This window comes from Micavibrio aeruginosavorus (assembly GCF_051245535.1).
Classification (GTDB): domain Bacteria; phylum Pseudomonadota; class Alphaproteobacteria; order Micavibrionales; family Micavibrionaceae; genus Micavibrio; species Micavibrio aeruginosavorus_D.
In genome coordinates this window covers 1,647,482-1,664,795 of record NZ_CP195303.1, presented here as the reverse complement: position 1 = coordinate 1,664,795, position 17,314 = coordinate 1,647,482, and the positions used below count along the sequence as shown (strand labels likewise).

Annotated in this window: 26 protein-coding genes and 1 pseudogene; 2 read left to right on the top strand and 25 right to left on the bottom strand. The window is 52.8% G+C overall.

Annotated elements, in window-relative coordinates:
• Positions 1 to 98 precede the first annotated feature (98 nt).
• The 25 genes from ACSC94_RS08010 to ACSC94_RS07890 form a co-directional block, all read right to left on the bottom strand.
• Positions 99 to 1,355, bottom strand: coding sequence for a PBECR2 nuclease fold domain-containing protein (locus ACSC94_RS08010; RefSeq protein ID WP_435640322.1), 1,257 nt, complete (start codon positions 1,353 to 1,355; stop codon positions 99 to 101).
• Entirely contained in the window at positions 1,355 to 2,935 is a 1,581-nt protein-coding gene (locus ACSC94_RS08005; RefSeq protein WP_435640321.1) for a DUF935 domain-containing protein, read from the bottom strand. The genes ACSC94_RS08010 and ACSC94_RS08005 overlap by 1 nt, the downstream gene beginning before the upstream one ends.
• Positions 2,935 to 4,509: a terminase large subunit domain-containing protein gene (locus ACSC94_RS08000; protein ID WP_435640320.1), complete on the bottom strand. Its 1,575-nt coding sequence runs from the start codon at positions 4,507 to 4,509 to the stop codon at positions 2,935 to 2,937. The genes ACSC94_RS08005 and ACSC94_RS08000 overlap by 1 nt, the downstream gene beginning before the upstream one ends.
• The gene (locus tag ACSC94_RS07995; protein WP_435640319.1) at positions 4,506 to 5,306 is read right to left on the bottom strand and encodes a DUF6551 family protein; all 801 of its coding nucleotides are present in this window, start codon (positions 5,304 to 5,306) and stop codon (positions 4,506 to 4,508) included. The genes ACSC94_RS08000 and ACSC94_RS07995 overlap by 4 nt, the downstream gene beginning before the upstream one ends.
• A complete protein-coding gene (locus tag ACSC94_RS07990) occupies positions 5,306 to 5,866 on the bottom strand; it encodes a phage protein Gp27 family protein (RefSeq protein WP_435640318.1) in 561 nt (186 codons plus the stop codon). The genes ACSC94_RS07995 and ACSC94_RS07990 overlap by 1 nt, the downstream gene beginning before the upstream one ends.
• 9 nt (positions 5,867 to 5,875) lie before the next feature.
• Complete coding sequence (locus ACSC94_RS07985; protein ID WP_435640317.1) at positions 5,876 to 6,175, bottom strand: VpaChn25_0724 family phage protein; 300 nt, start codon at positions 6,173 to 6,175, stop codon at positions 5,876 to 5,878.
• A complete protein-coding gene (locus tag ACSC94_RS07980) occupies positions 6,172 to 6,543 on the bottom strand; it encodes a DUF2730 family protein (protein WP_435640316.1) in 372 nt (123 codons plus the stop codon). The genes ACSC94_RS07985 and ACSC94_RS07980 overlap by 4 nt, the downstream gene beginning before the upstream one ends.
• Before the next feature lie 189 nt (positions 6,544 to 6,732).
• Entirely contained in the window at positions 6,733 to 6,948 is a 216-nt protein-coding gene (locus ACSC94_RS07975) for a hypothetical protein (RefSeq protein WP_435640315.1), read from the bottom strand.
• Positions 6,935 to 7,411, bottom strand: coding sequence for a hypothetical protein (locus tag ACSC94_RS07970; RefSeq protein WP_435640314.1), 477 nt, complete (start codon positions 7,409 to 7,411; stop codon positions 6,935 to 6,937). The genes ACSC94_RS07975 and ACSC94_RS07970 overlap by 14 nt, the downstream gene beginning before the upstream one ends.
• 14 nt (positions 7,412 to 7,425) lie before the next feature.
• Positions 7,426 to 7,812 (bottom strand): D-Ala-D-Ala carboxypeptidase family metallohydrolase, encoded by a 387-nt coding sequence (locus ACSC94_RS07965; RefSeq protein ID WP_435640313.1) that lies wholly within the window; start codon positions 7,810 to 7,812, stop codon positions 7,426 to 7,428.
• 53 nt (positions 7,813 to 7,865) lie between these two features.
• Positions 7,866 to 8,261 (bottom strand): helix-turn-helix domain-containing protein, encoded by a 396-nt coding sequence (locus ACSC94_RS07960; protein WP_435640312.1) that lies wholly within the window; start codon positions 8,259 to 8,261, stop codon positions 7,866 to 7,868.
• The gene (locus ACSC94_RS07955; RefSeq protein ID WP_435640311.1) at positions 8,258 to 8,923 is read right to left on the bottom strand and encodes a gp16 family protein; all 666 of its coding nucleotides are present in this window, start codon (positions 8,921 to 8,923) and stop codon (positions 8,258 to 8,260) included. Before ACSC94_RS07955 ends, ACSC94_RS07960 begins: the two co-directional genes overlap by 4 nt.
• Positions 8,924 to 8,926: 3 nt before the next feature.
• Positions 8,927 to 9,535: a DUF3164 family protein gene (locus ACSC94_RS07950; RefSeq protein ID WP_435640310.1), complete on the bottom strand. Its 609-nt coding sequence runs from the start codon at positions 9,533 to 9,535 to the stop codon at positions 8,927 to 8,929.
• A complete protein-coding gene (locus ACSC94_RS07945) occupies positions 9,532 to 9,792 on the bottom strand; it encodes a hypothetical protein (RefSeq protein ID WP_435640309.1) in 261 nt (86 codons plus the stop codon). The genes ACSC94_RS07950 and ACSC94_RS07945 overlap by 4 nt, the downstream gene beginning before the upstream one ends.
• A complete protein-coding gene (locus tag ACSC94_RS07940; RefSeq protein ID WP_435640308.1) occupies positions 9,779 to 10,201 on the bottom strand; it encodes a transcriptional regulator in 423 nt (140 codons plus the stop codon). The genes ACSC94_RS07945 and ACSC94_RS07940 overlap by 14 nt, the downstream gene beginning before the upstream one ends.
• Positions 10,177 to 10,671 (bottom strand): helix-turn-helix domain-containing protein, encoded by a 495-nt coding sequence (locus ACSC94_RS07935; RefSeq protein WP_435640307.1) that lies wholly within the window; start codon positions 10,669 to 10,671, stop codon positions 10,177 to 10,179. Before ACSC94_RS07935 ends, ACSC94_RS07940 begins: the two co-directional genes overlap by 25 nt.
• 30 nt (positions 10,672 to 10,701) lie before the next feature.
• Complete coding sequence (locus ACSC94_RS07930) at positions 10,702 to 11,457, bottom strand: AAA family ATPase (protein WP_435640306.1); 756 nt, start codon at positions 11,455 to 11,457, stop codon at positions 10,702 to 10,704.
• Between the two features lie 51 nt (positions 11,458 to 11,508).
• Positions 11,509 to 13,662, bottom strand: coding sequence for a transposase (locus ACSC94_RS07925; protein WP_435640305.1), 2,154 nt, complete (start codon positions 13,660 to 13,662; stop codon positions 11,509 to 11,511).
• Positions 13,659 to 14,267 (bottom strand): MT-A70 family methyltransferase, encoded by a 609-nt coding sequence (locus ACSC94_RS07920; RefSeq protein ID WP_435640304.1) that lies wholly within the window; start codon positions 14,265 to 14,267, stop codon positions 13,659 to 13,661. The genes ACSC94_RS07925 and ACSC94_RS07920 overlap by 4 nt, the downstream gene beginning before the upstream one ends.
• A complete protein-coding gene (locus ACSC94_RS07915; protein ID WP_435640303.1) occupies positions 14,264 to 14,791 on the bottom strand; it encodes a hypothetical protein in 528 nt (175 codons plus the stop codon). The genes ACSC94_RS07920 and ACSC94_RS07915 overlap by 4 nt, the downstream gene beginning before the upstream one ends.
• Entirely contained in the window at positions 14,791 to 15,132 is a 342-nt protein-coding gene (locus ACSC94_RS07910; protein ID WP_435640302.1) for a hypothetical protein, read from the bottom strand. Before ACSC94_RS07910 ends, ACSC94_RS07915 begins: the two co-directional genes overlap by 1 nt.
• 1 nt (position 15,133) lies before the next feature.
• On the bottom strand, positions 15,134 to 15,436 hold the full coding sequence (locus ACSC94_RS07905) for a hypothetical protein (RefSeq protein ID WP_435640301.1): 303 nt from the start codon (positions 15,434 to 15,436) through the stop codon (positions 15,134 to 15,136).
• Entirely contained in the window at positions 15,433 to 15,771 is a 339-nt protein-coding gene (locus tag ACSC94_RS07900; protein ID WP_435640300.1) for a hypothetical protein, read from the bottom strand. Before ACSC94_RS07900 ends, ACSC94_RS07905 begins: the two co-directional genes overlap by 4 nt.
• Positions 15,768 to 16,112 carry a hypothetical protein gene (locus ACSC94_RS07895; protein WP_435640299.1) on the bottom strand — a complete coding sequence of 115 codons (345 nt, stop codon included), beginning with the start codon at positions 16,110 to 16,112 and terminating at the stop codon, positions 15,768 to 15,770. The genes ACSC94_RS07900 and ACSC94_RS07895 overlap by 4 nt, the downstream gene beginning before the upstream one ends.
• 25 nt (positions 16,113 to 16,137) lie before the next feature.
• Positions 16,138 to 16,434, bottom strand: coding sequence for a helix-turn-helix domain-containing protein (locus tag ACSC94_RS07890; protein WP_435640298.1), 297 nt, complete (start codon positions 16,432 to 16,434; stop codon positions 16,138 to 16,140).
• Between the two features lie 159 nt (positions 16,435 to 16,593).
• On the opposite strand from ACSC94_RS07890, the pseudogene ACSC94_RS07885 reads away from it, so the two are divergent.
• Positions 16,594 to 16,788 (top strand): annotated as a pseudogene (locus tag ACSC94_RS07885) (helix-turn-helix domain-containing protein); the annotation flags it as partial.
• A gap of 33 nt (positions 16,789 to 16,821) precedes the next feature.
• A complete protein-coding gene (locus tag ACSC94_RS07880) occupies positions 16,822 to 17,289 on the top strand; it encodes a S24 family peptidase (RefSeq protein WP_435642163.1) in 468 nt (155 codons plus the stop codon).
• Positions 17,290 to 17,314 lie beyond the last annotated feature (25 nt).

Here is a 17,314-nt window from a genome sequence, read left to right as displayed (position 1 = left end):
TGGAAAATGTGGGACAATTGGAATTGTCGGGGTCAGGTGGCCATATCCACCCCCAAAGTCCCGGCACGGCCCGGACGCGTATGGCGCAACCGGGCCTTTTATTTTTTCCCCCGTCGGTAGGCCAGCGTCCCTTTGCGTTGATTCAGGATATAGCGCAGGTCATCGGTCTGGAACGATGTGATTCCATTCCACCCGGCCGCCGATGTATCAAACATGGTGAAGCCGTTGGTCCCGCCATCATCCCACTGGGTCAGGTATGTTCTGGTCAGCGTCATGCGGCCTTGCGGATATTCCTGCCACGTCCAGAAAATTTCATCGGGGTCTTTTATCGCATGCGCCAATAGCAATACATGGCGGTGCCTATCACGCCGCTTTACTTTGAGCTTTCCATTGGCAGTACGGAACAAATCATCCGAGATGATGAGCTGCTCACCAAGCTTGTCTTTGAAGATGACGGGCTGTCCGATCTTGCCGCCGAATTCCTTCAAGAATAATTCAACATATTCTTCATCGGGCAGATCGTCCGGTAGGATAAGCTTTTTATCCATCGCGCGCGGCGCGGGCGGTGGGGTATCAATTAAAGGGCCGCTGTACGGTATCTTCAATGGCTGATCCAGCGGCGGCGGTGTCAACGCTTTCATCCGGGCTTTGCCGACGTTCTGGGCAAATCCGGGGGCAATGCCCTGTGGTACCTTCACAAGCTGGCCATTCCGCTTGTCGATCCAGTTTCTATCCGGCCCGGTCGGACTGCCCGGTGTGACGGATAGGCCAAGGGATTGAATGTCGCGCTCACTAAGCTGTTGCACGGTGCATCGGCATCCCCATCCATTCGGCGGATAATGTTCGTCCCAGAACGGATCATCAGCGTGCTTCACAACATTGTGCCATTGGCGGTGGCTGTCACGGGTACTGTTATCCAGAACACACAGATAGCGTAAATAGGGTTGCGTCTTCTTGGTGCGTTGAACGGTTTCCCATTTCCCGGCCGCATAAGCCGTGCGCATATTGGTGTCGAAGATGGTTCGCAATCGCCGGGAGCTGCCGAGCTGAACCTCTTTCATTTCACCTGTAAGCGGGTCCAGCATTTCCTTGCGGCCCCACCATCCTTTCTCCTGAAGGGTGGGGCGCAGGCGGGCCTTGAATGTTTCCAGCGTGGTTCCATCGGCAATCGCGGTATCAACGGCCTGCCTGATATCCTGCAGGATATCAGCACGCATGGCCTTGGCGACGGTGAAGCTGTAGGCGTGATCTTCGCTGGCCATATCACGCCAGTCGAATGTAACCTTATAGCCCTTCGACCGGAAGAATTCGATGGCTTGCTTTGGCGGTAGAGCCTTTAACTCAATATCCGACATTATTTTTTCCCGGATAAATCAACATTCAGGTTCCCGGCCAACCGTGCCGTAAAGATGGCCTGTGCAATTTTCTCGGCGGCAGGGTCCATCTTCAGCTTTGCAACAATCGCAAGAAGCCTATCGTTCAACTCGTCAAAGGATGCGGCGTCTTGGATGGCTTCTTCAAGTTCCGCAACGATGGGGTTCATCACCTCTTCCCAATCGTCCGCCATATCATCGGCCAGTGCGTCAATGATATCTGATGTGCGCTGTGGATCTGCGGATGCGGCGACAAGGTTTTTATTCCGGGCGGCGAACGCTTCTTCACCGCCACCGGAAACACTTTCCGGCAAGCGGACGATATCGTCATCATTCAACGGTGCAGGCAGACCCAGCTTTTCAACCATTCCTTTCTTGGAAATTTCCAGCCCCATTCTGACAGCGCGTTGGGCGGCGATGGAAAGTTTATCCATATCCGCAGCTTCGGGGCTACCAATATTCAGGCGCGGATATGCCCGGCGCGGCCCCCGGTTCAGGATAATGATAGCCGGGATCAACTGTTCATTCAGTGTGGCCGCAAGTTGTTTCGCATCGGCCCGTGCAATATCGCCTCTCACGTCATTGTGCGATGCATTTCCAGACAGCCCACTGGACAAGGCGTCGGTTGTGGTGGTTTGCCCCAGAACGGCTTTTGATATTTGTTGGTCAGCAAAATTGCAAAGCCGTTCAAACGCGTCAATGGTTCCGCCCTTACCCTGCGTTTCGATGAAGTCAATCATCATGGATTCAGGAATGATTGCGGCAGAGTCGGAGCCAATATTCGCAACGGCCCGCATCAGGATGTCGCGGTCTTTCTTAGATGCGCCGGGGCCGTACTTCCCAAGGCGGATGGGTTGACCATATGCCTCAAGGAATACGACCCAATCTTTGATGCTGAAGTTTTTGAACAGCCACATCCAAGCGCAGGGCCGGGCAACGCCACCGCGAATTGTTAAGCCGGACTTAGAGGCGTGGCGGTGGACAATGTACTTGTACGGTTGCAAATCTTCGCCGTCGATTGATGTGCCATCACGAAGGCGGAGTGTATGCCCATTGTTCCGATCAAATTGGAACCAGCGCGGATCGCGCCAGATCAATTCTTTCGGAAGCCACAGATCGGACGACACTTCCCAGATCATTTCCGTGACAGAAAATCCCTTGCCGATTGCGTCAAGAATGTCAAAGATTTCTGCTTCCAGCCTGTCGCGATTCAGCCATTCGCTAATAAGCTTTGCGTCGGCCTGATGTTCCGGGTCATCGCTGGCGGCTTCAACAGAAATGTCCATTTGTGCAACGGCCCGTTTCCGGGTGCCCAGCACAGACATGTAGTGCGTGTCTTTTTCTTCCAGTTCTTCGGCCAGTTCCAGATATGCCTGAATGTCACCCGCTTCGGAATCGCGCAGGATGTTTGCCAGACGGTGTGGGTTCAGCCCGTTTGTTACGGCGCTGGATCGGATGGATCGCACACCTGTCGTGGTGGGTCCAGCCTGTTCAACCAACAAATCTTCGCGCTTGATTGTCTTTCCGAAGCGGTCGGCCAACTGTTTCAATCTGTCAAACATTAGTATGCTCCTTTAGAAAATCGCCCACCGCTGTCGTTGTCGTCATCATCGTCGCTGTTACGCAGGCTGGATGATTGTTCCATTCCATTCGCTGGGGTGTAATCATATTCAACAATGTTTTGCATGCTGGCCCAATGAGCCATAACAGCCGCGACCAGAGAATCCCCGTGTCGCTGATTTCCGTCTTTCCCTTTTGTGCGCTTTGCTGGGATTTGGGGAATGCCACCTTGCATAACAACGGTGCGGTGGTCATTGGCAATATCCCGGTCTTGCGGAAGCGTGAATGTGGCGTCTTCCAGTGCGGATTTGTAAGGTGGGAACGCTTCCAGATACCAAGCGGCGGAGGTCATAACTTGGTGAACGTGGCCGTGCCCATAACGGTCTGCTGTTTCTTCAGCCATCTGTTGGCCGTTCCCGCGCGCATCGAATGCGGCCCCGGCGCGACGCGGTAGCCTGTCCATGATGTACCACAGAATTTGAAGCTGTTGACGGAACGGGATGTTTTTCAGCTCTACAACAAACGGTGTCCAGCGCACCATGTTCTGCATGACTTGTATTGGCCAGATCACGCTTAAGTCGCCGGAACGCGCAAAGTCACCACCAACATAGCTGGTGGTGTCCATTAAGCTGATCTTGTCCAATAGTGGTGATAGGGTTTCTTCGCACCAAAGTTCGATTTCACGGTTGCGCTCTTGTTCGGGCTTTTGTCCCCACTCGGTAGAACGCGCTAGGCGCACAACCGGAATGTCTTTGCGCATCCTGCTTTCAACAAGAATGGCAGGAATGTACGCACCGGATGATAATCGCGGAACGCAGAACAATTCTTCATCAGCCCCTTCGCCGTAGGAGTCAATGATTTCCTGCCGCCATTGTGCTTCAGATTCTGGCGACCATTCCTTGCCAGTTGTCAGGCAAACGCGTTTGTATAGGCCGTCTTTGAGCGCATCATCAAAGTCGATGCGGAGGACGTGATATTTGTTTTTCTTAGCCCGTGCATCCTGAACATATTCATTGAACGGATTGCTTACGCCATCGTGCGTGGAGATAATTAAAACTTTACCACCCCAGATCAGCAGGGCAAGAGCGGCCTTCATCAATTCCTTCAGGTCATCATGGAATGCGGCTTCATCAATAATGACATACCCTTGTCGACCGCGTAATGATCGGGGGCGTGATGTTAGCGCAATGATCTCGTATCCAGAATCAAACCGAATGCGGAATGCCTGAATTTGTTTGGTGTGGTTATTTTCGTCAATGTCGTCGAAGATGAACTCGCTGACTGCGGCAGCGGCATGATGAAATGATTTTGCCCACGTTGCACAAGTGTCGATGAATTCACGCGTCATGTCCAAGTTGAAGCCGATGTAAAGAACATCCATCCCTTTTGATGATCGACTTTTGGCTGCGGTCAAAACGGCATCGGCGGCAATAGACCAGGTGACACCGATCCGGCGTGACTTCTCACAAATCACAACAGAGTATTGCGATGTGGCCTGCATCAACTTTTTTTGATAGGTCAGGAATACATCTGGCAAATTTAAGTTCACGTTCTGGCTTACCGTAACTTGCTTCATGATTTCACACCCTGTAATCGCAAATCGTATCGGTCGCGGATATCCTTCAAGATATGAAACTGAACACTCTCTCCATCTGCGCGAGCGTTGGACATAGCCTCTTCTTCAAGGTCGATAGGGTTTACCTCTTTCAAAACGTATATCAGTGCGTCACGGTCCACGTTCTTGATGCCGATGACACTGTAAAATCGCATGAGGGCCTTCAGTGTTTTTGAGCGCATCATGCCTTTTGCGATTTTGTAAGAATCCGCCAGTACCATCAGAGCGGCAATCACGCATTCTTCACCATGCTGCGACAGCCCGGATTTGATTGTGCCCAGTGCGGCCGTAACGCGGGGTGGTGTCATTCCATACGGCGCGGGCTGCAGGGCGATTGACACCTCTGCTTCGTCGCATACTTCCTGAATTTTTAATGACGTTTCATCGCCCATGGTCAAGAGGGCGCGGTGCATGGCAAGCGCGTGCAGTCCGGCTCTGTCCCTGTTGATGGCGACAAAGTTTCTGGCCTGATCTTCTAGGCTTAAATCTGGAACGACATAGCAAGGTATTGTATCAATGTCGGCTCGACCTTGAACGGCTGTAATTCTGTGTTGGCCGTCGATCACCAAGAACTTCCCCTTTGGTCCGGGTGTCACGGTGGGCGGGGAAAACCGTGCCCACAGAAAATTCTTGTATATGTTCTCAATGACTTGTTGTGAACGTTGAGAGTTTGTGTGCCGTTGATAATGATGATCAACGACAAACACATCCTTCTTGAGCCATTTCAGTTCAGGCAGTGGACCCGGATCAATAGGCATTATGCTTCAATCCCCAAGATGGACGCTTTGATTTTGTTGACGGTTTGATCGCTGATGCCTTCTGATATGGCTGTGGCCACGGCTTTCTCGGCGGCTTTTTCTGTTGCGATCCTGCGCTCTTGTTCACGGGCCGCCAGAATTTGGGCGTCCAGATCAATCTTGCTGGCCTTGGTCAGCTTCTCAAGTGCAGTCGCAATGAACATCGTGTCCTTTGCGTCGAAGGTAACATCACCATCCTGGTCTTCCGGCCCGGTCATCATCTTCATAATCATTGTATGAAGGATTTCGAGGTTCGTTCGTGATACCTCGCTGACTTCTTGCCCTCCAAATTGACGCGCTACAGCCTTCGCCATTTCACGGGATCGGCGAATATTGGCGGCGATCCGATCCATTTTCTTCGTGTACCGACCTAAAGCCGAGCGCGACACGTCAACGTCAATGGCATCCAGTGCGGCCATGATTTCATCAAGCGTGCATCCTTGATCGCGCAGTTCGGCGATCTTTCTTTTGACGTTAGGGGGCAAGCGGCTGATTGTTGATGGGCGATTTCTTTGGTTCATTGTTGCCCCTTAAATACCGATTGCGGGTTTCTTCACGCCCTCAACTTCAATACGGCCTTCAGCCACATCGACGCCGCGGCGGGTGATTGTGGCGATAGCAACATCTGCGTAATATTCCAGAACGACCAGTCCGGCTCCTTCCAGAAAGCGCATGTCCTCACGGATTTGGGATCGCGGCTGGCGGGAATGCCCAAGGGCTTCAACACCCATGTGCAGGACGCTTTCGTTTGCACTGCCCTGCGATTCTTTCAAAAGGCGCAGGATGCACAGGCGGCGGTCTTGGGCGATGTGTTTGAGGTAACCGTTCATACACTTCTCCGTTTCAGAAACTCATCGATTCGATCAACTTGGTTTTGCATCCGGTCGGAAATATCATTGAAGCCTGACAGGCGGGCGTTGATGGCCTTTAACTCGCCCTTCAGTTCGGTGATCTGGTTTGAAATGTTGTGCAGGGATGATTCATCAGGCATTTGCTGGATGGCCTTTTCCATGAAAGCCATCCTCATTTCGCCACGCTCCTGTTTATCCTGCAGAGTGTCGTGTTCTACCCTCAACTTCTCAAATTCTTCGCGTGTCGCAAACTTACTTTGCATGACGATCATGGCAACCATAAAGACGCCTTGAACAATCATGACAATGACGGTCGGAGATGAAAACAGGTCTTTAATAAAATCCATCACGGTGAAACCTTGGTCTGTCGTTTGAACACCAGCAGCCGACCAAAGTATTCGTCGATGTCTGGGCAGGTTGAAATTTCGCGGCCACGTTCATCTCGCAAAATCGGGCAGACGCGATTAAGTTCCGCCTTTACTGCCTCCCCACCTTCTGGGAATGGAGGACATGCGTGGGAAACGGTCAGCTCTTTTTCAGTCGCCGAACAACTCATCACGAACAACAGAAGGGGAATCAGCAGGACGTGCCGCGATTTCCAGTTGCTCATTCTGAATTTTGACCTGTTGTTCAAGCGCATCTTTTTTCACTTCGATTTTTGCTGATCGCCGAATAAACAAACCCGCCACCACCAGCTTGATTGCATCAATGATCTTGGCGATGGCGGGCAGGATGGAATTAAACCACTCCATTGGAGCGCTCTTTTTCAATCTGTGCGGAAATCAGGTTAAGGAGCGTATTGTGATCGACACCAATTTTCTTAAGCACGGTCGGGAAGGTGTCCAGAATGGTATTCAGCGCGGCCGCAACAAATTGGCTCTTCACGGCGACATCATCAATATCTTGAATGCGGACCTGTAATCGTGATTCGGCCTTCTTCAATGCACCAATAATGACGAGCGCAAGATTGCCCTGCATCTCCGCATCCAGTTTGATTGCACTTTTCTTCCGGCCAAAAATGAAAGCGATGATTGCCCCGGTCGCCGCGCTCAAGCTCGCAAACACCAGCGTCACCAACGCCGACAGGCCATCTTGCAGGTTGACAGCATAGGTGATTGCATCAGCCGCATGAGCGGATGTTGCAAAAATGATGGCCATGGCCACGAGATAGGTGGCGGCGGCCGCCAGCAGAATAAGGATATGTTTCAACGCCATAGTGTTTTTCTCCCTTAATAGGTCCAGATGGTGGATGGAAAGCCAAGGCTAAGCTGATCGCCCATGCCCAGATGAATGAAGCGGCCCGCGCCTGTCTGTTTCAGGCCGATGCGCCGGATGCCGTGGCCGTATGCAATGACGATCAGGTCCATGGCATCAGTGCCAGAGATTGCGATGTCGGCGGCGCAGCCATAAAAATGTTCGCCGGGGCCGTGCTTTGTAATTTCAACAGGATGTGTTTTGTCCCGATAACCGGATGTAATAATCATCGGCTTATCGAAAGTGTCGCGGATTTGTTGGAGCCGCTCCATGAATTCGGGGCGCATGCGGTTGATGCCCGTATGCTTGCAGTCAAATTCAGACTTGCGAAAATTCGGATATTTTGACCAATCTAAGCTCATGCCCTCATCATACTAAGGGGGGCTGATTGGATCAGAGTGACGCTAGGTCACCCTTAGAGGGGAAGGTGCATTTGGTTCGACTCGTCCAGATCGGCCAAGTCGGCGAGAACGCGGTACACATGTCGTCGGCTGACACCGACTATGAAGCCGATCTGGGACTTCGGTGTGCCGCCTTTGTAAAGGCGTGCGATCTTTACCCTCAATCCAGCTTCGGGGGAAATGTCAATTTCCATTCTTCCGTAAACATGGCTGATTTTCTGTGCCGCGTCCAGTCCGACACAAACCGCGATCGGGTGATGCTCGCCGATGACTTCGGGAATGTATATCTTTCTGCCACCAAAATCTGCGGCCAGATGCTGATACAAAGCGTCGCCGATCAACTTCCTTAAGCTGGCGGTTGTCGGGTTGTCATCAAGGTCGTCTGGGATGTTGTCGTACAGATCGGTCATTTACGCAGTGACGCTCCCAGTTCTTCAATGACGCAGTCCAATGTTTTGTTGTCGGCATACAGGCAATCCTGAATGGTATATTCACCATTTCTGATTGCTATATCGTTAATGCCCAACTTTTTTGCTTGCCAAAATATTAGGTTGAGCTTTGCTGCGGTCGCGTAGCTGTCCTCTCCGTCTATCCCGGCGAATGTCCGGGCTGTAGAAACGCTTTTCACATGTTCTGCTGTCGGGTGGGTATATCCAAGTCGGGCCATCCAGCCGCGCAAAGCTCGGATAATTTGATCGGCGTGGTATTCACCAATCCAGTGCAGGTCTTCAACTCCGCATGTGCGCTTCACGAATTTTGCCAGCGCGTGTTCGCTTGATTCTTCAACGGCGGCCATGTGATACAGCATGATCCAGAGGGCGCGGATTTTCCCGGCCTGCGCATGGTTCGCCATCTTGCGTCCACCAGCGCGCTTTTTAACGGCCTTAAATCCAAGGCGCTCAAATTCTTTGATAACCGCATCCAGTTCGCGGTCCGTCATTTTAGCCGCGCTGTCTTTTCCCGTCACACGGGTCAGCAGGGCGCGGTAGGAGCCGTCATCAAGAGCCAGTGTTTTGCTGGCAATCTTGATTTTGGCAATCTTCGCATTGCGGAAATCGGCTCCTACCTTCATCGCTTAAACTCCTGCAATGTCCAGTTTAATGGCTTCCCAGTCCGACTCTGCTGTCGGGCGATGATAAAACCGGATGTAGCGTTTTGATTTACTAACACGGATGGAATCCGTAATCGCATCCATGGCCGACTTCCATTTGTCGTCCGTGATGTTCAAGCGGCGAAGCCCCAGAATTCGGTCTGCATTCAGGCGGTTGTTTTTATCCACTTTGAACGCATCAAAAATCAGGGCTTTGATATTGTCGTTTGCACCGCCGGACCATTCATGGATGCACTCATCAATCAGGCTTTTTGCGATCTGTAATTCCGGCCCGAACTGGATGAAATCGTTAATCGACACTTCAACCTTGAACTTGCCGTCAAATGACGTGATGGTGACATTCCCTTTTTTCCCGCCCATCTTAGCGCCGTATTTTTCGGCCAGCAGATTCAGCAGAGCGTCAACATCATTGAAGGCCAAATTCTTAAACGCCTTGATTGCATCACGCATGGACGTTGCGGTTCCGAGCAAGCTCATAACCAGCTGGTTCGTCAACTTGTCCTGTGGCTTCACAAGAGCGGATGGGACCAAATGTCCTTCGGCGTTTGTCATGTATTCTGGTTCTGTGTTCACTGTCTTTTCCTCTCAGGTTGTTTTGCTTTCCACAGATCCAGCCGAATAACTTTCTCGGTGGGCTGGGGCGGCAGGGTGGTAAGGTGTTCGGGTACGATATGGCTTTCCAAAATTCGCACCCGATCTGCGATGTCGTTCAGTTGTCTTGCCAACTGGATTGCGGGGCTGCCCTTGATGAAGAATTCAAAGCCCGGACTTCCAGCAATTTGGTAATCCACCAAATTGCTGATCTTTCTGATTTCATCACTCAGCGACATTCTTCACCGCCTTTCTGCTCACGTTGTTCGGGCAGCGTTTGCATGCGACGAACAGACGCACAGCAACGTGGTTGCTGGGGTTGTATGCGGTCCCTTGGTGCGAAAGGCATTCATCGCCTTGGATGTTACCCAGCACCGGGCAGAAAACGCATGTGACGGAGAGGGCCGATTTAACCCGTGCCTCAACGCCGACTAAATCCCCGGTGTATTTATTCTTGAGGACTTGGTTAATCAGGCTTGGGGATCGGTCAATCTTACGCGCCGCCGATGCCTGACTCTCTGCATCACAATACCGGGCTAGTGTGTTGACCCATTCCGGGGCATTGTCGCCCCAATATTGGGCGACAATATCCACGGCCAGCGGATGGCGTTTTTCAATCGCGCTCATGCCGCCTCGCTTTCCGGCCATACAACCATGCCCGTGTTGCGGTCATATACCTTGAAGGCACGGGCAATCATCACGCGCGGCGCATGTGGCCCTGTGTCGTTCTTTTGCACAAACTTATAAACATCACCTACGCTTCTTAGATACCCGGCTCTAGTCAGGTATAAGCAATAATGCTTTGCTTCCTGCTCCACGGTTTCCGCCGCTAATGTCAGGTCGGAAATGCGAAAGTTTTTTAATACTTTCATCGCCGCCCACATGCGTTGCATCCCGTCCGGTTTTTTCTTCTTCCCGTCATTTGTAATGTCGGGGCGATGAGCGCCGTTATCTTTCATGAGCTGATAGACAACTGGGCCGCCGTCTTTGCGGGCTTTGATAAAGCCGCCAGCCATCAACGGTTTCAAGAAGCCACGAGCCGTTGATGCGGAAATGCCGGAGTGTTGGCACAGCTCTTTCAAGGTAAAGCGTTTCAGTGTGCGGATTGATGTCCACATTTTATCGCGATCTGGTGAGTAGCTCATGGATTAGAACCCCCGTGTCTTCGGCGGCACGGCCGTGTACAGCGGTTGGTTGCCCCATTCTTTCAGGCCGATTGTTTTCAATCCGTCCATCCGGGCAAAGTTGGCGATGCGGTCAATGTTCGTTACGATACGGCGGACACTGCCTTGTGCCTGTCCAACCAGAATATTCAGAAGATCGTCCTGAATTTGAACGGTGGGCGCATAGTGGCGGTTCAGTGACTGCGCATCTTCGATATCAGCGGGCAAAGCTTGCGCCCATTCCATGATACGGCCGTCAAAGCGTTCCCATTTTTTCAGCTTTTGTGGCAGGTTCTCTTCACCGATCAGGACAATAGGAGCGTTTGATTGCTCGTAAATGTCGCGGACCAGATCAATCATGCCTTCCTTTTGGACCGCATAATCGAATTCGTCGATAATGAAGGGGCGTTGGCTGGCCGCCAGTTCTTCGGATACTTGATCGGCCATGGCGGAAATCGTCTTTGCGGCCGGAATGCCCATGGTCTTCAGGGTCATCTCAAGGAAAGGCTTCTTTGCCCAGTGCGATTTCATTTCCACATGGTAGGCTCCCAAACGCGCCGAAACGAATGCGGCGGCGGTGGATTTGCCAAAGCCGGATGGCCCGGAATACGTCCCCAAACCCGGCAGGTGCAGGGCGCGATCCCGTAGCTTTTCAACGGTTTGGAGCAGGACAGCGATATTTTTAAGCGGCGCTGTTCCCGGCGTTCCATAATTCTTGACTTTCAGTTCTGTTACACTCATATTGTCCTCACACAATGTTGTTCAACGGCCCGCCCCACGCGGGTCGTTTTTTTATTCGCCCGCTTTATCGTTCGTCATTTCCTTCATGATCTCGCGGGCGCGATACCATGAAGTATTCTGTACATGCTCGAACCATTCGATTTCCTCGGGGTCGAGCTGAATGCCCATTTCAAGCTGGGATTCAATATTCAATAAACGCCGCGCCCAACGATCCTCTGCCTTCTCTTCACGCGCTTTTGGCGCATTGAAGTCGGCAACAAGCACTTCGTGCGCCATCTGTTGCTCTGGCGTCATCTCGGTTGTTGGGCGTTGGAACACACGGGCGGCTTCATCCAGCGATGCGGATTCATACCGTTCTGAACGGTGCGGGAATTGCGCCAGCTTAGAATTGTCGCGGGCGGCCTTGGACAGCACATCTTCGGCGATCTTCTCCGGCGTGATCTTCCGGGCAAGACGGCGCACTTCTTTGGTTTCGTCCGCGATGTATTGTTTCTGACGGGCCTTCGCTTCGGATGCGGCCTGCGCCGGGTCTGCGCCAAGGCGTTCTTGGTTCAGGGCTTCGCAAATGAATTCCTGATCCGGGGTAAACACATAAACACGGCCCATGTCTTCCGGGTCGTGGCGGACAAAAACGCGGTGACCAACATGCAGTTCCAGATTGGGGCCGTAGAAAATACCGTTGTCGATCCGCAAACCTTTCTTGGTGATGACGCGGAAGCCATCGGTCCCGGCCAGCGGTGCCAGCAACAGGTCAAGGGCGCGGATGTTGTCGATCCGCATGATCGGCATGTCCCATGTCGCGGCCTTTGCAAACGGTGACACGCCCAAACTGGAATGCTTTTTGTGCGAATAACGGTCCTTTACCCAGCGGTCCATGTAATCCTGAAGCTCAACATGGTCCATCTTGATGGCGAAGGCTTCTTTATCGGATTCACCCAGACGATGGGCGAAGGCTTTTTGCGCTTCGATCTTCTTGCGGTCGGCCACGCTATGCCCGACATAACCCGGCAGCATCTCCATAAGGTCGTGCTGCATGGTTTTAATAACCCGTTCGACATGCGGCTTGCCTTCCGGCGTAAAGGGCATACAGGTTTGAAGGCGGATATTAAGGGCTTGGATCGCCGACACGAAACGGTGCGAAGTAAAATCGGCACCGTTGTCTGTTTTCAACGTCTCCGGCACACCCCATTCCATGATTGCGCGGCGCACCAGCATCAAGGATGCATCGGTGCAGGCGGTTTTTGACACGCTGAACAAGACGCGGCGCGACCAAACGTCAATGATGGCGTAGATGGAATACCGTCCATCGGCCAACAACACGTCTGCTGGCGATGCGTCAATCTCCCACCGCTGGTTCAGGCGGTGAACATCACCCGATGCACTGCCGAATGCCACCATGTGGCGGTTCTTCCACCCATCCGGGTCTGCGATTTTCAGGTATGTGCTGGCGTTCTCAACCTTCCACTGGATCAGGAACCGTTCAAACGCCCGGATTTGTGGCATTTCAACAATCTTTTCAATGCCGGATTCATCGGTGATTTTCAGCGTGTCGCCAAACTGGCTACGGATATAGTCGCGGACGTGGCCCGCCTTGATGTGCGGTTTTGAACACACTAGGCCAACGATACGGTTTTGTACCGCGCCGCCCTCGGCCAGTGCTAAAATGCTCTTGCCCTTGCGGTTGTTGTACTGGGCATAAACGGTCTTTGGGTCTTGCTCAACACCTGACCGCCAGCGGCGCAGGGACTGAATGCTGAATGTCGGAACAACCGCCATCACCCAATCGGCGAACCAGCGGAATTCACGGCTTTCCTTTTCCACGCTAAACTGGTCAATGAACAACGATTCCGCCTGTTTCATTTTCAGGCCATGGTGGTCACGGAATGCATCAAAGCGGCGCACAATAAACAGGATCGCATCACCGCGCAGTTGTTTGGAGCGCAGGGCGGCGTCTTTTGGGTCCAGATGCGGCACGCACATTCCGACCGGAGTGGCGGAGCCTGTGTGGTTTGACAGGATTTCAAGGCGAATGGCGGGGTCTTTAATGGCGGAAATCGGGTACATGCGCCCACCGCCCCGGCCTTGACGTTCAATGAATGGCCATTTTTCACTTGTGGCCAAGCTGTTTATTCTGCGTTTTGTTGTCGGAAAATCCGGTAACGCCATGTCCGCCAGTTCACGGGCTGTAAAATAAATCTCGGTCATTGCTGAACTCCCGAAAACTTGGCAGTTTCATTTCCCCAACTGGTCCAGCCTGGTCGGGTTGTGCGGGCGAATAACTCAAGGTACGGACCGTCAAACAATTCTTCGATGATCGTGGCCATTTCGTCCGGCTTGCGGGAGTGCTCACGCCGTTCGGCGGTCAGGGAGATTTGCAGATCGTGCAGGTCTTCGGGCAATGGCCCTGTATAAAACCGATTGCGCGTGGACCTGTTTTTAATTTTTGGGTGGCCAATTGTTCCAATCAGGAACGGTTCTTCTGCGGACCGCAGGACGTATCCGGTGCCGAAAGCACTTTTGCCGTGGCGCGTGATCTTTCCCCACGAACCGCCCGTTTTGTATTCAAAGCCCCATGCATCCATCAGGGCATAAGCTTGGGGCAACATGGGCCAAACACCCCACATCACGAGAGCGCAATTCGGCGCGGCGGCAAAAATGATCTGGTCGCGCAAAGCGGCCATCACGTCAAAGTGCGAGCATTGATAATGCGCGTCCGGGCTTTTGCCGTATCCTTTGTCGGAATACATGGTGTATGCCCATGCGGGGTCGGCGTATATTACGCCATATTGCCCTTGTGGAACCGGGATCATTCCGCGCCTCCATTCATGCGTTTAGTCAGAAGGCGGCGCATGGCAGCTTCATCAACACCAGACAGGGTGCCCTTAATGTCGTTGTCGAGAAAACGCTTCATCATCATCTGTGCCCCGTACTCGGCACACTTGGCTTCATCTTGGGTCAGCATGCGGAAACCGCAGGATTCGACCAACAGCTTGAGCGCGGTATAATCGCCCGTGATCTCACACAGGGCTTTCAACGCATCGGCATGAATGCGGCGCTGGACGGTGGACATAGCGGTCCACTGGTCGATGTGGCTCTTGGTGATTTCACGGCCAAGGGCGCGGCTCATTCGGGCCGCAATCTCTATCCTGTCCATGGGGTCGGTGGGGCGTTTTGACACACCATCCACGACCGCCTTTAACGCCTGCCGGAAGCGATATTCAAAATCACTTAAACCGTCCTGCGACCCGCCCTGTAGCGACAGGCGGTCTGCAATATCTTCAAACAGATCAAGAATCATCTGGTTTTTATCGGTGGGTTTTTTGGTGCGCTGCATTATCGGGCCTCCCCATAAAGGGTGGCGGCGGCCGGATCGGTCCTGTCAGAGTGCCGGGTGCGGCCGCCGCCGACTTCGTCCAATCCGCCCTTGGGGGAAGGGTTTACGGATGGCGAAGTATTCTTGAATTTTTTCAGGTGGTAACAAATCGCGGAATGGTCGCGGTTCATGGCGCGGCCAATCTCGGCTGGCCCCATGCTCAATTCACGGTGCATCCGTGTGATGATGACGTGGCGGACACCGTCCAACACTTCACCCCGGCGGTGCGAAAGAACCAGATCGCAATTCACATCATTGCGGTCGCATTCTTCTTTCATGATGGCATGGGACAGAAGGATCATTTTAAAAGCCCTCCCGCGCCAATGCGATGGCGGCACGCGCTTTCAAAACACTTGCGCTGTTTTTCTTGTATCCGCTATCAAGCATAGACGTTACCGCTACTTCCAACGCCCCCAGTAAATCAGGTGCGGCGGCAACAAGGCGGCAATTTGCTCTATGCTCTTCGGGCGAAATCTGCTCCGTGGCAAAAACGGTAATGCAAAACCATTTCCCGACTATATCGGTAATCGGAATTACATCAGAAACCCGTGCTTTTGGTGAGGTTCTGCTGTCAATTATCCATGGTCCCGGCGTATGTAGTGTCATTTCACACCTCCGCCGATGAAGTTCATCAGGTTCGGGTGTTTGTCGTTCGGGTTAAACGGCCCGGCCAACAATGTGTCGCTGGCTTCGTCATACACCTCGACCCAATATCCGTATTGCAGATATTGAACGGCCTGATCCAAGGCCAGCCCAATGTCGCGGGTCAGGCAATAGTCATGGATGTTGTCGCGCTCGTATCCGGTACGGGTATCCGGGTTGGTGCGGCTTCCTTCAATGCGGAATTTGCGGTCAAAGGAAGCGGCGGATGCATTCCAGCCAGCGGGCAGGCCGACAATATCGGAGTATGTGCTGTTATCGTTTGCGGGGTTCGGGATCATGCGACTCTCCGTGCGGCATCTTCACGGATGACCAGGTGCGCTTCGCCGACCAGAGAAACGGGGAAGGCCGCACCGCGCATGACGGCCGCCAATGTCGCTTCAAACTTGATGGCCTGACGGACGCGGCGCGTGGCTTCCAGCGCGTGGCCCGTTGCCATGCCGTTTAAGCTTCGCATGATGGATGACACCATGCTGTCATTGCTGGGCAATCGACGGGTTATGATTGCCATCTCAACATCATCCAGAACGGAATAGGCTTCTGGAATGCGGAGCCGATCCAGCTTTTGCCAGATGGTCCGGGCGGCTTCATAGCTGGTTGTTTCGTCGTGTAGTGTATTCATGGTTTCCCCCAAGGCTGGTTTGCGTTTATGAAAATTTGTGTGGTGTTTTTTGACGGTGACGGGGTGGGTGTTTTCGGGTAGGTTTTCTGCGAGCTGATCTGATCCGTTCACCGTTCTGGTCGTACCAACGGGGCCATAGCTCATGGAGCTTTTTACCGAGAAACTCGGCAATGGCTTGATTGGCGCGAGGAACGGGGCGGTTCAGGGCATTGGCACCAGCGGCTTTGGAAAGACCAGCTTCTGCAGAGACGGCAGCAAGGGTTGATCCGCTTTTGCGGATTGCGGCCTTGATGTCTTCTTTGTGCGGAGCTGTGCTATCCATCTGGATGCCCCCTTTGCTGAAAACGCCCGACCTGACACGTCGGTTGTTTTTAGGTGGTTTCGGTTAACTTCTTAACCATGTTCGCAAAATGTTGCGAGCGTGTCAACGAAACATCGTAATTTTTTACGATAAAAATATAATGTTTAGGATCAATGTGTTATGACGATTCCTGCCGCTGATTTTGACATAAAATCTTTCTCTGAAAGATTGGGGGTCGTAATAAATGGCGAATCGGTCAATGGGTTCGCTAAACGTTGCGGTATGTCTGAGGGGATGATTCGCCGATATCTAGAAGGGGGGTCTGTCCCCAGTCTTGATAAAGCTGTTGCCATTGCAAAAGCTGGGAAGGTTTCTTTGGTATGGCTCGTCACTGGAAAAGACACGCCAATGCCAGAAGCGCAGGCCGCTGTCGAAGATGCCAACACACAGGGGTTGGTCACATTGCCCGTGGTCAATCTTGCATATTTTCTGGAAAATGAAGCGCAAGGGCGCAGGGGCGACCGGACCATCGGTTACACCAAGTTTGACCGGGCGTGGCTGGATGCGTGGTATCTGGACCCGGACCATATATGCGTGATCCCGGCCGTGGGCGAAACCGTTGAACCCACCATTAAAGGGGGGGAATACATCCTCGTTACACAGGCGGAAGAACACCTGAAACCGGGCGATGGTCTCTATGTCATCCGGCTGGATGGGGACGTTCTGGTCAAGCGCCTTCAACGGGTGCCGGGAGGCAAGCTGGCCATCACCAGCGACAACCCATCATATAAGCCATACGAAATCGCGCTGGATGGGGCGACCGACTTTGCCATCCTCGGCAAGGTGGTTCTGGTTCACGGGGTCCGCCGGGTCTGATTTTCGATCACATTTCTTTTTCTTT

Excerpts from the sequence above, each read along its gene's own strand:
- ACSC94_RS08010 (WP_435640322.1), bottom strand. The coding sequence starts at position 1,355 with ATGTCGGATATTGAGTTAAAGGCTCTACCGCCAAAGCAAGCCATCGAA.
- ACSC94_RS08005 (WP_435640321.1), bottom strand. The coding sequence starts at position 2,935 with ATGTTTGACAGATTGAAACAGTTGGCCGACCGCTTCGGAAAGACAATC.
- ACSC94_RS08000 (WP_435640320.1), bottom strand. The coding sequence starts at position 4,509 with ATGAAGCAAGTTACGGTAAGCCAGAACGTGAACTTAAATTTGCCAGAT.
- ACSC94_RS07995 (WP_435640319.1), bottom strand. The coding sequence starts at position 5,306 with ATGCCTATTGATCCGGGTCCACTGCCTGAACTGAAATGGCTCAAGAAG.
- ACSC94_RS07990 (WP_435640318.1), bottom strand. The coding sequence starts at position 5,866 with ATGAACCAAAGAAATCGCCCATCAACAATCAGCCGCTTGCCCCCTAAC.
- ACSC94_RS07985 (WP_435640317.1), bottom strand. The coding sequence starts at position 6,175 with ATGAACGGTTACCTCAAACACATCGCCCAAGACCGCCGCCTGTGCATC.
- ACSC94_RS07980 (WP_435640316.1), bottom strand. The coding sequence starts at position 6,543 with ATGGATTTTATTAAAGACCTGTTTTCATCTCCGACCGTCATTGTCATG.
- ACSC94_RS07975 (WP_435640315.1), bottom strand. The coding sequence starts at position 6,948 with ATGGAGTGGTTTAATTCCATCCTGCCCGCCATCGCCAAGATCATTGAT.
- ACSC94_RS07970 (WP_435640314.1), bottom strand. The coding sequence starts at position 7,411 with ATGGCGTTGAAACATATCCTTATTCTGCTGGCGGCCGCCGCCACCTAT.
- ACSC94_RS07965 (WP_435640313.1), bottom strand. The coding sequence starts at position 7,812 with ATGAGCTTAGATTGGTCAAAATATCCGAATTTTCGCAAGTCTGAATTT.
- ACSC94_RS07960 (WP_435640312.1), bottom strand. The coding sequence starts at position 8,261 with ATGACCGATCTGTACGACAACATCCCAGACGACCTTGATGACAACCCG.
- ACSC94_RS07955 (WP_435640311.1), bottom strand. The coding sequence starts at position 8,923 with ATGAAGGTAGGAGCCGATTTCCGCAATGCGAAGATTGCCAAAATCAAG.
- ACSC94_RS07945 (WP_435640309.1), bottom strand. The coding sequence starts at position 9,792 with ATGTCGCTGAGTGATGAAATCAGAAAGATCAGCAATTTGGTGGATTAC.
- ACSC94_RS07940 (WP_435640308.1), bottom strand. The coding sequence starts at position 10,201 with ATGGCCGGAAAGCGAGGCGGCATGAGCGCGATTGAAAAACGCCATCCG.
- ACSC94_RS07935 (WP_435640307.1), bottom strand. The coding sequence starts at position 10,671 with ATGTGGACATCAATCCGCACACTGAAACGCTTTACCTTGAAAGAGCTG.
- ACSC94_RS07930 (WP_435640306.1), bottom strand. The coding sequence starts at position 11,457 with ATGAGTGTAACAGAACTGAAAGTCAAGAATTATGGAACGCCGGGAACA.
- ACSC94_RS07925 (WP_435640305.1), bottom strand. The coding sequence starts at position 13,662 with ATGACCGAGATTTATTTTACAGCCCGTGAACTGGCGGACATGGCGTTA.
- ACSC94_RS07920 (WP_435640304.1), bottom strand. The coding sequence starts at position 14,267 with ATGATCCCGGTTCCACAAGGGCAATATGGCGTAATATACGCCGACCCC.
- ACSC94_RS07915 (WP_435640303.1), bottom strand. The coding sequence starts at position 14,791 with ATGCAGCGCACCAAAAAACCCACCGATAAAAACCAGATGATTCTTGAT.
- ACSC94_RS07910 (WP_435640302.1), bottom strand. The coding sequence starts at position 15,132 with ATGATCCTTCTGTCCCATGCCATCATGAAAGAAGAATGCGACCGCAAT.
- ACSC94_RS07905 (WP_435640301.1), bottom strand. The coding sequence starts at position 15,436 with ATGACACTACATACGCCGGGACCATGGATAATTGACAGCAGAACCTCA.
- ACSC94_RS07900 (WP_435640300.1), bottom strand. The coding sequence starts at position 15,771 with ATGATCCCGAACCCCGCAAACGATAACAGCACATACTCCGATATTGTC.
- ACSC94_RS07895 (WP_435640299.1), bottom strand. The coding sequence starts at position 16,112 with ATGAATACACTACACGACGAAACAACCAGCTATGAAGCCGCCCGGACC.
- ACSC94_RS07890 (WP_435640298.1), bottom strand. The coding sequence starts at position 16,434 with ATGGATAGCACAGCTCCGCACAAAGAAGACATCAAGGCCGCAATCCGC.
- ACSC94_RS07880 (WP_435642163.1), top strand. The coding sequence starts at position 16,822 with ATGCCAGAAGCGCAGGCCGCTGTCGAAGATGCCAACACACAGGGGTTG.